The organism is Marinobacter flavimaris (assembly GCF_045057155.1).
GTDB classification, from domain to species: Bacteria; Pseudomonadota; Gammaproteobacteria; order Pseudomonadales; family Oleiphilaceae; genus Marinobacter; species Marinobacter manganoxydans.
Genome location: NZ_CP171359.1, coordinates 1,313,739 through 1,327,166, shown reverse-complemented (window position 1 = coordinate 1,327,166; position 13,428 = coordinate 1,313,739). Strand labels below are relative to the sequence as shown.

Annotated in this window: 9 protein-coding genes and 4 pseudogenes; 2 read left to right on the top strand and 11 right to left on the bottom strand. The window is 56.7% G+C overall.

The window, feature by feature from the left end:
• Nucleotides 1-57: 57 nt before the first annotated feature.
• Together ACGK9W_RS06120 and ACGK9W_RS06115 are read left to right on the top strand one after the other, a co-directional pair.
• A pseudogene (locus tag ACGK9W_RS06120) lies at nt 58-534 on the top strand (IS3 family transposase); the annotation flags it as partial.
• Nucleotides 535-550: 16 nt separating this feature from the next.
• Nucleotides 551-760: pseudogene (locus ACGK9W_RS06115) on the top strand (IS110 family transposase); the annotation flags it as partial.
• A gap of 531 nt (nt 761-1,291) precedes the next feature.
• On the opposite strand, the gene ACGK9W_RS06110 reads toward ACGK9W_RS06115, so the two are convergent.
• The 11 genes and pseudogenes from ACGK9W_RS06110 to ACGK9W_RS06060 all read right to left on the bottom strand — a co-directional run.
• A complete protein-coding gene (locus ACGK9W_RS06110; protein ID WP_008172243.1) occupies nt 1,292-1,750 on the bottom strand; it encodes a hypothetical protein in 459 nt (152 codons plus the stop codon).
• Nucleotides 1,751-1,957: 207 nt separating this feature from the next.
• A complete protein-coding gene (locus tag ACGK9W_RS06105; RefSeq protein ID WP_405419712.1) occupies nt 1,958-4,465 on the bottom strand; it encodes a heavy metal translocating P-type ATPase in 2,508 nt (835 codons plus the stop codon).
• A complete protein-coding gene (locus tag ACGK9W_RS06100) occupies nt 4,465-4,692 on the bottom strand; it encodes a hypothetical protein (RefSeq protein ID WP_405419709.1) in 228 nt (75 codons plus the stop codon). The genes ACGK9W_RS06105 and ACGK9W_RS06100 overlap by 1 nt, the downstream gene beginning before the upstream one ends.
• Nucleotides 4,693-4,719: 27 nt before the next feature.
• Complete coding sequence (locus tag ACGK9W_RS06095; protein ID WP_104272405.1) at nt 4,720-6,075, bottom strand: APC family permease; 1,356 nt, start codon at nt 6,073-6,075, stop codon at nt 4,720-4,722.
• Between the two features lie 23 nt (nt 6,076-6,098).
• Nucleotides 6,099-6,383: pseudogene (locus ACGK9W_RS06090) on the bottom strand (hypothetical protein); the annotation flags it as partial.
• Between the two features lie 165 nt (nt 6,384-6,548).
• Entirely contained in the window at nt 6,549-7,652 is a 1,104-nt protein-coding gene (locus tag ACGK9W_RS06085; protein WP_008172526.1) for an ABC transporter permease, read from the bottom strand.
• Entirely contained in the window at nt 7,652-8,746 is a 1,095-nt protein-coding gene (locus ACGK9W_RS06080; protein WP_008172528.1) for an ABC transporter permease, read from the bottom strand. The genes ACGK9W_RS06085 and ACGK9W_RS06080 overlap by 1 nt, the downstream gene beginning before the upstream one ends.
• A complete protein-coding gene (locus ACGK9W_RS06075) occupies nt 8,743-10,473 on the bottom strand; it encodes an ATP-binding cassette domain-containing protein (protein WP_104272407.1) in 1,731 nt (576 codons plus the stop codon). Before ACGK9W_RS06075 ends, ACGK9W_RS06080 begins: the two co-directional genes overlap by 4 nt.
• Before the next feature lie 6 nt (nt 10,474-10,479).
• Nucleotides 10,480-11,442 (bottom strand): HlyD family secretion protein, encoded by a 963-nt coding sequence (locus ACGK9W_RS06070; RefSeq protein ID WP_405419704.1) that lies wholly within the window; start codon nt 11,440-11,442, stop codon nt 10,480-10,482.
• Nucleotides 11,443-11,617: 175 nt separating this feature from the next.
• Nucleotides 11,618-12,973 (bottom strand): MBL fold metallo-hydrolase RNA specificity domain-containing protein, encoded by a 1,356-nt coding sequence (locus ACGK9W_RS06065; protein WP_405419702.1) that lies wholly within the window; start codon nt 12,971-12,973, stop codon nt 11,618-11,620.
• 188 nt (nt 12,974-13,161) lie between these two features.
• A pseudogene (locus tag ACGK9W_RS06060) lies at nt 13,162-13,402 on the bottom strand (MarR family transcriptional regulator); the annotation flags it as partial.
• Nucleotides 13,403-13,428: the final 26 nt, after the last annotated feature.

Below are 13,428 nucleotides of genomic sequence, written 5' to 3'. Positions count from 1 at the left end.
GGTGCACGTCCGGTTCGGAGAGGAGAGGCAGGGAGATAGTTCGACTACGCCCTGCCTCTTACTCTACTCTGGAGCGGCCAGCGGTGGAGTTATCTGGCTGTCGTGCTGGATCTGTATGCTCGCCGCGTTGTTGGTTGGGCGTTGTCATCCAGTCCGGATGCAGATCTGGTCGTCAAAGCTCTGGACCACGCCTGGGAACTGCGCGGTCACCCAGAGAAAGTTATGTTCCATTCGGACCAGGGAAGCCAGTATGCAAGCCGTAAGTTCCGTCAGAGACTATGGCGCTATCGAATGACACAAAGCATGAGCCGACGTGGCAACTGCTGGGACAACGCACCGATGGAGAGGCTGTTCAGGAGCCTGAAATCTGAGTGGATACCGGCCTTGGGATATCGGAACCTGCCTGAGGCCAAAAAAGATGTTGGTGGCTATCTGATGGACTACTACAACCGGCAACGACCTCACACGTTCAACGGTGGTATTTCTCCCGTTGCCGCTGAGGAAAACCTTAAAATACTGTCCGGGATTAGTTGACCACTACAGGGTCATCATGAATGTTACAACCATTGGCATTGATCTGGCGAAAACTGTGTTCAGTATTCACGGCACCAATCAAGACGGCAAGGCCGTGGTTCGTAAACGGCTCAATCGCCCTAAGCTGCTGGCGTTCTTCGCGTAACTGCCACCGTGCCTGATCGGCATGGAGGCCTGTTCCGGTGCCCATTACTGGGCTCGGGAGTTAACCAAACTTAGCCACGATGCTTGGATCACGTACTCACCAATGTTCGCTATTGTTTAATTGCGTCCCCTGCTTACAAGGCTTGTTGTTTGCCTCCAATCTTTCCGTTCCAGCGAGACTATTCCAAACTCCGAGTCGGACGCCGAATTTAGCACTTTGTGTGGAAGCCCAGGCCAGCGCCCTATTCTAGAATCAACTTTAAGTTTGTTTAGCACTTTGTGTGGAAATCGTGCCGTAACCCTCTGATTCTCTGTTTCACGGGTTTAGTACTTTGCTTGGTCGTCTATTCGGCCAACAAGGAACCCGCCGCACGCGGGTCCCCCCCTTGTTTAGCCACTGGCTATGACACAGCCTGTAATGCCATGCGTTCGCCCGTATCCCTTGTGCCACGTGGCTTTCAGGGGTTTTCAGGCTTGAATACTGGGCCGTAATTTAAGGGGGGCGGCCGATTTTGGAGTTTGTACCCCCCCCTATTAGACGGAGGGTGGTTGGCCGAGATTCAGTGTTAACAAGTGGTACTGAGCTGCGCACTGTCGCAGATATCAAACACAGTCAGAAATCATCCATACGGCCAATCTGGCGGGCCAGGCGCTTGGTTTCATTCTCTCCCAAGGTCAGGAGCGACTGGAGCAGCTCCCGTGCTTCGGGAATTTCGGCTTTTTCGACAAGGGTCTGATAGAGATCAAGAATTTGCTCGTGGACGTCGAACACTTCACGGCAGATGCCAGCAATATCAAGCCTCACGTATGGCTCGTCGCAGGTCCGATGGGTTTTTATGGGATCATGAGATAGATAATCGTAAACGCGACTCTCCAATGCCTTCGCATCTCCCTGGCGCTCAAACTCCCTCACAATGCGCTCGATTTCAGATTCATGGGTGGCCAGATAGTCCAACAGGGCCCTTGCCTGCTTGTCTTCGTGCTTTGTTTCACAATGGGACAGACACCGCGCCAAGTGCGAGTGGAGCTTGCTCGTCCAGTCAATTAGCTCTCCGAGTGTTTTGATATCCATACGGGCTCATCCCTCGCGGAAGGTATACTTTAAAAAATACACTTAAACGCTGTTTCCGAACAGGGGCCTTTACTCGACTCCAATGCACTCCACCGGGCATAGCGAACGCAATGACCCCCGCACCCAGGCCGATGCAGCCAATGGCAAATTGTTCGCTCATCACCGCGCTTTGCACTGCGTCCGGCCCAGCAGCAGAGCTCATCCGGCCTACCGGTGATCCTTCTCGTAACGCCGACGCAGTAACATTGAGTTACCAATGACCGAGAGCGAGCTGACAGTCATCGCCACTACACCAATCATCGGATGCAGCAGCCCCGCCGCAGCTATAGGAATAGCCGCAGCGTTGTATCCACTGGCCCATAGGAGGTTCTCAACGATCTTTTTGAAGGTCGCACGTGACAGCACCATGGCGTCAACAACACCAGATAATTCGCCACGGACCAGGGTAACGTCAGCAGCTTCGATAGCCACATCCGCACCAGCGCCTATGGCAATGCCTACGTTAGCCTGTTTGAGTGCCGGGGCGTCGTTAATGCCATCACCCACCATGGCAACATGATTGCCGTACTTTTCCTGCAGTTCCCGAATGGCATCCACCTTACCTTCCGGCAACACCCCGGCGCGAACCTCGTCGATGCCTACTTCGCGGGCAACCGCGTTGGCTGCACGCTCGTTGTCACCAGTAATCATCACAACATACAGTCCTTGCTCGTGCATGGCCCGAATGGCGGCCACCGATTCGTTCTTGAGCGTGTCGGCTACCGCGACAATGCCGTAGGCCTTGCCGTCACGGGCAACAATAACGGCAGTTCTGCCCTGATCCTCAAGGTCGGAAAGACTCTTGTCCAGGGCCTCCAGTCCATTAACGCCCTGCTCTTCCAGCAAGAGGCGGTTACCAATCAGCACGGTGCTCTCACCGACCCTTCCCGAAACACCTCTGGCGCCGGTGGAGCGGAAATCAACAACGTTCCCGGGTTTGATTCCACGTTCCCGGGCACCGTCCACAATGGCACGGGCGATGGGATGCTCAGAAGCATTTTCTACCGCGGTGGCAAGCTCCAGCAGTTCGGTCTCCGAAACGCCGTCGGCGGGTACTACATCGGTAAGCTTCGGCTCACCCCTGGTAATGGTGCCCGTTTTATCGAGGACCATTACCTTGACGTCCTTGAAGGTCTGAATGGCCTCTCCAGAACGAATCAGGATGCCCCGCTCGGCGCCGACGCCCGAACCCACCATCAGCGCAGTCGGCGTTGCCAACCCCAATGCACAGGGGCAGGCAATTACCAGCACAGCAATAGCCGCCAGGATAGCCAGCACCGGCGTGGCCGCCGTCGGGTCTACCCACGGCAGGAAAGCGGCGCCCCATTCAAGGATTGGTCGGAGTGTATCGCCTGCAAACAGCCAGACCACAAGACTGCCCAGGGCAATAACAAGAACCAGCGGCACGAAGCGACCGGTCATGCGGTCAGCAAACTCCTGGATTGGCACCCTGGAGCCCTGAGCCTCGTCGATCAGTTTCACCACCTGGGCCAGAAAGGTATCACCACCAACACGGGTAGCCTTGACTCTCAGGCGACCTTCCTTGTTGATGGTGGCACCAATAACCGTGTCTCCCGTGCTTTTGTATACCGGGACAGACTCGCCAGTGGCAATGGATTCATCCAGATGACTCTCACCATCCACCACTTCACCATCAGTGGGCACCTTGTCACCGGGCCGGACAATCATGATGTCGCCTGGAGCCAAATCCTTCACGGGAATTTCGACCTCTTCCCCTTCCCGTTCCACGCGGGCGGTCTTAGCGCCGAGGGTGAGCAATTTCCGGATGGCCTCCGAGGCCTTGCCCTTGGCTTTTGCTTCCAGGTACCGACCAAGCATATGGAAGGTCATGATGGTAACGGCCATTTCGATGAAAGAGGTCATCGGATAGACAAAGCCCACCAGACCAATCAGGTAGGGGGGAAGGCTGCCCATGGAAATGAGCACATCCATGTTGAAGGTGCCATTCTTCAGTGAACGCCAGGAAGCCTTGTGGGTAGCGGCACCGCCATAAAAAAACACTACCGGGAAGCCGAGCACTGCAATAATAGCCAGATACCCCGGAATGGGCTGCCAGAACATATGAAACATCATCAACACCATGATCAGTGTTGTCGGTACCGCAGCGATCCAGAACCTGCGTAATGCAAGCTTCAGATAGGCCTCTTCAACGGCCGAGTCCTCCTCCTGACTGGCATCTCCCTCAAGAGCGACAGCAGCAACATCATATCCGGCGCCCTCTATCAGCTCTTTCAGCTCATTTTCTGTCGGCCCATCCGAGCCGACTACCACGCTCACTGTGTGATTGGCTATGTTGGTTGACGTCGTCTGCACGCCGTCGTGTCGCGCAAGCGTACTCTTGATAATACCCGCACAATGGTCGGACCCCATTCCGGGTACCGTGACCCTGAAAGTCCTGCCACCCACTTCCCTCACGGAGGCCACATCGTAACCGGCACCCTCCACAGCGTGTTTTAAGGCTTCCCCGTCAGGCCCCGACGCAAGGGAGCGAACACTCACCTTATGTTTGGCAATGTTAGTCTCTATCTGGTCGATTCCGTCCAAGCGGCCAATCGTTTTGTTGATAATGCCGGCGCAGTGGTCTGACCCCATTCCCGGCACAATCAGCTCAAGGTCCCTTTGCCTTTGCGGTGCCTGTGTTTTCGTACTGTTCATCAAGATCTCCCGTCATTGTTTCTGTTGCTTGGCCAGTCACTGAACGCTATGAAATAAAGTAATACGAGATTGACGACGGGAATCAGTATCAGGAAGCCCATCCAGCCCGGATACCCGGTACGCTGGCAAATACGCCAGGCCGGAATCACAACTACAATGGCAATCACCAGCATCCACAGCCAGTGCCCTGCCCACATGGTGTTGCCAAACATATTATCTTCCATCATAGCACTGCCCTCCACGTCGAATGCCGGTTAATGGTGATCATGAGCATGAGATTCCTCATCTCCCGATTGCCGGGAATTCTCGGACTTTTTCAAAAAAATCTGCTCTGCCACTGCAATAACGATCATGGTGGCCACCGCAACACCGATGACAAACGGGTCCGTATTCAGCTTGACCCACACAAAGCCCCCAAGAACGAGCAAATCCAGCAAAATGGCCATGACTGGCACCCAGGCGCTGGCCTTCACGTCTTCGCGTAGATAACGAAGAACACCCCAGTGAATCGCAACATCCATTACCAGGTAGAACACGATACCCAGCGCAGCAATCCGGGAGAGGTCAAAAAAGGCCGTCAGGACCAGCCCCAGGACCACTGTATAAACCAGGGTGTGCTTCTGAATACTGCCTGGCATGCCGAAATGCCGGTGGGGGACCAGTTTCATTTCCGTCAGCATCGCCAGCATCCGGGACACCGCAAAAATGCTGGCCAGAATGCCTCCGGCAGTAGCCATCATGGCAATGGCAACGGTGAACCACACGGCGTACTCCCCCAGTGCCGGGCGGGCGGCGGCGGCAAGGGAGTAGTCCTGTGTCTCGATAATCTCGGCCAGGGACAAGTTGCTGGCAACAGCAAAACCAACCAACGTATAGATCACCACGCAGGCTGCAATGGAAATAATGATCGCCCGTCCTACGTTCCGCTTGGGGTCTATTACTTCGGAGCCGCTGTTGGTAATGGTGGTGAAGCCCTTGAAAGCTAGAATTCCGAGCGCGGTTGCTCCAAGGAAGTTGCCCACAGTTCCGGCCTCTCCGGGATTCGAGAAGTCAACCGATATGGAGTCGGCGACCCATACCCCCACCAACCCGAAAATCAGTATGCCGCCGATTTTCAGGACGCCGATAAAGGAAGCCACACCCTGAATCATCCGGTTACCCAGCAGATTTATGAGAAACGCTGCCAGGATCAGTGACACCCCGAGAATGGGCACCATTCGCCCGCTTTCGTCGCCACCGAAGAGCTGCATGGTGTAGGAGCCGAACGTGCGGGCCAGAAAACTCTGGGCGATCACCATGGAAAAGTACATCAGCAAGGCGTTAAATGCGGTCGGCAGCCGGTTTCCGTAGGCCTTGTGTAAGTACATGCCGATACCGCCCGCAGACGGGTACGCATCGGAAATTTTGATGTAGGAATAAGCACTGAAGCTGACGATCACGGCGGCCGCCAGAAACGCCAGGGGGAACAGAACGCCCGTCATCTGTGCCATCTGTCCGGTCAACGCAAAAATACCAGCGCCTATCATGACGCCGGTACCCAGCATGACGGTTCCTGGCAGGGTGAGACTGCCTTCCTGATAGCGAGTGGTTCTGTCTTGCTCCCTGCTCATTCAACCTCCGGTTATTGTCGTTTCTATTTACGCTTCATAGGTGGGATTTTGGAACAGCAAAACGGATCATGTTTTGCGTTGGCCCGAACATTGTCGTCTGTAAACCGACACCACGCCAGTTTCCGCTGGGTCCACCACCCGGCCTGCAACCCGCCTCCGTGGGTTTTGATCAGTTCCATTAACTCGTCAAGAGACCAATGGGTTCCATCGTAGACGACATGCAGCTGGTTGTTCGGTTTGCGCTCGGCAAAATCAACACAGGGATGATGGTTGAGTTCATGGATGAAATCGCCCCACTGACTCTCGCCAAATCACTCACCATTTTGGCACGTAGATGCCGGTGAGGTGAGGAGGAGTCCATCCCATTGATTCAGGTTACTGATGAAAATGAATAATCACGGTAATCCTGATGCCTATGCGCCGTATCCTCTTGGCCGTGTAGCGACAAACGTCAGGCACTCACCCAACCGATCTCATTGTACCCGGCGTCGAAAGACCCAAAGGGAGAAAATAAACAGCGTGACACCGATTACCAGCAAGGCGAGAGCCTCATCCCAGAGAACCGCCAGGCCGGCGCCTTTGAGGAAAATACCGACGATGATATCCATGTAATAACGCAGTGGACTCAGCAGGGAGAGGCTTTGCAGGAAAGGCGGCATGGCTTCTACCGGCGTCAAACTGCCCGACAGGAACATCAGCGGGAAAAGTCCGAAAAAGGAGAGCAGCAACGCCTGCTGAAGGGTCCGGCTGTAGGCGGCAATCAGTACGCCCAGCGCAATCGCACTGAGCAAAAAGATGGCGGTCAGCACCAGAAATAAAAGCAGACTGCCCTGAAGGGGCACATCAAAGACTCTGACAATCACCAAACTCGGAAAGATGGACAGTACGCCCATGATCAGCGTGGGTGTGACCTTGGCCAGGAACAGTTCCAGGGTGGAAATGGGCGTCACCAGCAGCTGCTCGATAGTGCCTCGCTCCTTTTCCCGGACAATAGAGGCGGCCGGGTGAATAACGCCCACCATCATACCGGCCAGAGCAATCATCGATAACACGATAAAACCCGATGTTGTCAGATCGGGGTTATACCAGATACGGATCAGGGGTACCGCGACCCCCTTCTTCCCGGCAGCAGGGAGCGCTTCGCGCTCCTGGCGCTGGACGATCTGCAGAGCATCATTGACGGCATTGGCGGCAATGTTGGAATTGGTGCCGTCCTGGAGCAACTGGAGCTGAGCACTCTTGCCAGCGAGAAGAGCACCTTCGAACCCGGCGGGAACGACCAACACCATGGTGGCATCGCCTTTCTCCAGGAGGTCAGTGGCGGTTGCCACACGGGTTTCCTGAAATTTCAGGTCGAAGGTTTCGCTCACCGCAAATTTCTGGATCAACGAGCGACTCAAGGCGCTGCGATCCTCGTCCACCACCGCCAGGGGCAGGTGGCTTACATCAAAACTGAGCGCAACGGCACAAATGACGACTTCAATGGTGTAAAGCCAAAGTATCAGGGTCAGTATCAACCGGTCACGAAAGAACTGCACGAGCTCCTTGCGCAACAAACCAAATAAGGCAATTCCCATCAGGCCACCTTCTGCTTCATTCGCCAGGCCGCGAAGACAAATACCAGGACCGTATAGACGATCAACATCATCAGATTTGGCAGAACGGCTTCAAGGCCGGCTGATTTCAGTACGATGCCCCGGGAGATTTCCATAAAATAACCGGCAGGGAAAAGCCAGCTATACAGTTGCAGGGCAAGAGGCATGGTGAACAGAGGGAACAGAAAACCGGAAAACAAAAACGACGGCATCAAGGTGACAATCAGCGTTATCAACATGGCCGCCAACTGGGTACGGACCAGGGATGAGACCAACAGGCCGATACCCACCGTGGTCAGCACATAAACGAAAGCGGACGTCAGCAGCAGTATCGGGCTGCCGGCAATGGGGACCTGAAACCAGGCAAACCCCACCACCATGACCATAAGAATCTCCAGGAAAGCCACCAGACCGTAGGGCACCAGCTTGCCGACAACAAACTCGGTTGAGGTGACCGGCGATGCATAGATCTGCTCAATCGTACCGGTCTCTTTCTCACGCACGATCGCCAGGGCGGTCAGCAGGGGTGGGAACGCCATCAGGATCACGGCAAATAACCCGGGGATGACGAAATTGACGCTGCGCAGGGAGGGATTGAACCAGACCCTGGCCTGGACCCGGACGGCGCTCTGACGCGGGGCGGGGAAATTTGCGATTACCGCCTCGGCATAGGCCGATGCCAATCGACCCAGAACAGGATAGCCGCCGTCCACGATCACCTGGACAGGCGCCTCGTCGCCTCTGAGCAGTTGCCGGGCCAAGCCGGCTGGAATCACCACGCCCATGCTGATGGTCGAGCTTTGCAGTGCCGACTCCAGATCGCGGAGATCGGTCGTTTTCTGCTCTAATTGAAAATACCGCGAGCTGTCGAAACGGGCTGACAGGTCGCGGCTTGCCGGCGTGTTGTCCAGATCGTAAATGCCCACGGCAACCTGTTCCACATCCAGATTGACCGCATAGCCGAACAGAAAAAGCATGATCAGCGGCATGATCACGGCCAACGCAATGGTAACCGGGTCGCGAATCAGCTCGCGACTTTCCTTGACGATGAGGGCTCCAAGCCGATGAGCCTTCATGGTCCCAACGCCCGGGAATTGGCCGTTCCCGCCTGTTCTATGGCCGCCGTGAAGAGCATCTCCACCGTGGCGTCGGCTTCGAGGCCGAGCGAATGATTCAGCGATGATCGGCTACCGTGTGCAAGCAGCCGCCCGTCCAGCATTAACGCCAAACGATCACAATAGGCCGCTTCCTCCAGGTAGTGGGTAGTGACCAGCACGGTCATACCGCTGGCGGCCAGCTCACGGATAACCCGCCAGAAAAGGTACCGGGCGACGGGATCGACACCCGAGGTGGGCTCATCAAGGAACAAGACCCGGGGCCGGTGAAGCAGGCTGCAGGCCAGCGCCAGACGCTGGCGCAAGGCACTTGAAAGATCACCGGTGAGCTTGTCGGGAATATCTGTCAGCCCCGTTACTTCCCTGGCCCAGTCGATCGCAGCCCGCGCCGCGCCTCCGGCCAGGCCGTAGGCATTGGCAAAGAAGCGGAGATTCTCCCAGGGGGTCAGTTCCAGATAGAGTGAAAACCGTTGTGACATATAACCAATTTGCCGGCGCAATGCGGTGCTACCCCCGCCGGAGCTCACCCCGGCCACCCGGGCGTTGCCCTCATCGATGGCCACCAGCCCGCACAAGGCCCTGATCAGGGTTGTCTTGCCCGCCCCGTTGGGCCCCAGCAGCGCAAGCAGTTCGCCAGATGGCGCCTCGAAACTCACCCGGTCAACGGCCTTGAAATGTCCGAAGCGGACGCTCAGGCCGGTGGCCACCAGCCCTTCCTCTTTTCCCCTGTCTTGCCGGGCCAATTCCGGAAACTGCTGCTCGCCGGCCCTCCTGTCCGTCCGCAGCACAAACAGATCCTCGAGCCGGGGCTCGGCCGCCGCCAGGTGGGTTCCCTCGGGCAATAACTCGGCGAGCTGGTTTTCAGCGATGTCCGCGTTCATCACCAGTCGCAGGTGATCCGGCAACCACTGCACTGAATGGACGCTGTCAATTTGAGCCAGGATGCCGGACAACTCCCGCAAGCCTCGTCCGGTATCTCCAGCATTTACAGTGAACACCCTTCCGGCGGCGGGCCTCAGCAGCTCTTCCAGCGACCCATCCGCAAGAACGCGGCCCTGTTCCAGCAGCAGTATCCTGTCGCAGCGCTCCGCCTCGTCCATGTAGGAGGTAGCCACAACCATGGTCAGGCCCTGCGACCGGAAGCGGTCGAGCATGGTCCAGAGATGGCGCCGGGACAGGGGGTCGACGCCGAGCCCCGGTTCGTCAAGGATCAGCAGCTCCGGTTCATGGACCAGATTGGTACATAGCGACAACTTTTTCCGCATGCCACCGGACAGTTTGGCGGCGGGCCTGTCAGTAAAGCGGCCAAGCCCCGACATGGATAGCAACCTTTCTGAACGCTCCCGATAGAGTTCGTCGGGCACATCCCGGATGCGAGCGGCAAAGCTCAGGTTTTCCTTGACGCTGAGTCGATCGTAAAGCGTAAATCCCTGGGACATATAGCCAATCCGGGCAGCAACCTGCTTGGCCTCACGACGGGTATCGAAGCCCAGGACCCGGCATTCCCCCACAGTGGGGTCCAGGATGCCAGCCAACATCTGTAACAGCGTCGTCTTGCCAGCGCCATCAGCACCGACAATGCCCACTCGTTGGCCGCGATCAACGGAAACATCCAGTGGCTCGATGACAACATTGTCTCCGAATTGGCGGCCAAGGCCTTTGGCGACGATGGGTTCCGGGGAAGACATGACGGCTCAGCGCGCCGGAACCGAGAGGGTCGCTGGCCACTCGGCGTCCGGATCCCAGCGAATCCAGGCATCTGCCGGCATACCCGGTTTCAGAGCATCGGCCGGATTATCCAGCACCAGGGTAACGCCATAGACCATCCGAACTCTCTCGTCGGGCATGTGGACATCGCGGGGGGTGAACTGGGCGAAATCGTCAATCCTGCCGACTTTGGCGGAAAAGTCCCCGGGCAAACCGTCCACGCGGATTCTGGCGGGATCCCCCAAGCTGATCCGGTTGAGGATATCACCGGGGACATAGACCTTGAGTTCGAGCTGCTGCAGATTCACCATCGTGGCCAGCGGCTGGCCGGTATCGACAACCTCTCCCGTCTCCACCGCCCGGATCAGGATGGTTCCGGAGAGCGGCGCGGCAACCTCCGCTTTGTCCAGTTGCGATTCAGCCAGTGCCACCTGCGCCGCCCTTGCAGCCACCTGTTCTTCGGCGGCATCCTTCTGCCGCTGGAGAGACTCAAGTCGGCCCCGGGCCTCACTGACGGCATTTTCCGCCTGATCCAGATCACTCGAGCTGGCCAGATTGCGGGACCGCAAGTCCCGGATCCGCTGCCGTTGTTTCTCGGCATTCTTGAGATGATGATGCCAGGTGGTGATTTGGCTGTCGAAGCCGTCACGGACTTCCCGCGCCGAGGCCAGCTCGGCCTGTGCCGAGCGCAGGCGGTCTCTGGCATCGGCGGGGTCGATCACGGCTACCGTGTCGCCAGCCGAAACCTTGCTGCCTTCCGCGAGATGGTGCTCGATGACCCGACCGGCCACTTCGGCCGCGATCCGCACTTCCCGCCCCTCGATATGGCCATTGCCATAGACGATTCCCTGCGGCAAGGGCTCTTCCCCAAACAGAACAAAAACCCCATAAGAACCGCCGGCGAGCACCAACACCGCTATCAGAGACCAGAGCCAGGATTGGGATTTCACCAAACACTCCTTATGACATTACTGTTCAGGTTGGAGCCGGGATCAGGGCCACTGCCTCTCACTCCAGCCAATGAGATCGCCCACTCTAGCACTCGGCAGCCGCCGCGAGCAAGGTCGTTGCCGGATCTTAAGCGGCTCATTCAGGTCGCCCTCGAAGATGGCCGTCAGGGCATCGTCAAAGACGCAAAATGGATTGGTAGCCTGCCACATCCACCTCAAACCGGGTGTTCTGACGCAAGTGATCCCTCAGCGCCTCCAGCGCCTCCGGATCACCGTGGATCAGGTTGATCGGCGTTTCGGGGGCCAGGTGACTCTGAGCAAGCCACTGTTCAATCTCTGCGAAATCCCCGTGCCCGGAAAGCCCACTCAACACTTCCAATCTGGCTTTGACAGGAAACCAGTCACCGTGGATCTTGATCCTTTCCGCTCCGCCAATCATCTTGGCCCCTCGTGTTCCCCCGGCCTGATAGCCGGCGAAAATAACAGTTGTGCGGTGCTGGCCCAGGAGGCGCTTGAAATGATGAAGTATGCGTCCACCTGTTGCCATGCCACTGCCGGCAATAATTACGTGGGGGTATGCCTGGCCAGCCAGCGCCTTGGAGTCCTGAACACTGCGACTGTAATGAACGGTGCTACACATTTCGTGGCACTCGGAACTGCTCAATCGGTGCTGATCCTCGTAGCGGCAGTAAATCTCGGAAACATCGATTGCCATGGGACTATCGAGGTAAATTGGAAGCACTGGAATTCGCCCCGCCTTCATCAGGGTAGTGAACATATGCTGTAAAACCTGCGCCCTGCCCACAGCAAAGGCCGGAATCAATATATTGCCCCCTTTGTCGACGGTTTCATTAACGATGTCTGCCAACTGCGACAACGGGTCCGCATCGTCGTGGCGACGATTGCCATACGTTGACTCCAGCATCAGCATGTCCAGAGCTGGCAGAGGCGCAGGTGGCCTCATGAAAATATCGTTGAGGCGCCCAACATCGCCGGAAAAACCGATGCGTTTACCTTCCGTCTCAATAATGATGCAGGCAGCACCGAGAATGTGCCCAACCGGCCGAAGATGGAAGCGTATATCACCGAGCTGGACTTCTTCGTAAAAGTCTACCGGCTGAAACAACTCCATACAGGCGTCCGCATCATCCTGGTCATACAGAGGCTCCGGAGTTTCATGTTTACTCAGTTTATGGCGGCCGAGGTAATGCGCCTCCTCTTCCTGGAGATGGCCGCTATCAGCCAGCAGTATTTCACTCAAATCACGGGTAGCGTGGTGGGTATAAACCGCCCCTCGAAACCCCTGCTTGTACAACACAGGTATATAGCCCGAGTGATCCAGGTGGGCGTGGGTCAGAAGCACTGCGTCCAGTGATTCTATATCCAGCGGCAATGGCTGCCGGTTGCGCTTTCTCAGCCACTTGTAACCCTGGAACAAACCACAATCAACCAGAACCCGCGTCTCCCCCGCTTCAATCAGGAACTTGGATCCGGTAACCGTCTCTGCGCCACCAAGGAATGTAATATTCATCGACTCTTACTCCTGTCCTGATTGAGAAAATGCCTGATCGGTGGCGCCAGCAACTCACTGACATCAATACCGTTGGTACTGTGTGGAATGGTGTTGGTGGTCACCAGAGACTGTAAACCCGCAGCCAAAAGATACTGATCCGAAGCCTCGGCAAAGATGCCGTGCACCGCAGCACAGAGAATAGCCTCCATACCCTGCTCCTCGAGGCTGTCAAGCAGGCGGACCAATGTCGGATTCTCGATGGTCATCAAATGGGCTAACTCCCGCTGGGTCAATCCTCCACCACCACGCTGCAGGCAGACCATGGTGAACCATCGAGCCTGGGTAACCCCAAGGTCTTTCAAGCGCTCATCCAGTAAACTTGCGCCAGCGCCTTGCCACCCGAGCACTGGTGAAAGGAAACTGATCTCGAGGGATTTGTGGGTCCATATCGCTGTCCTGCTATTGCTGACTCA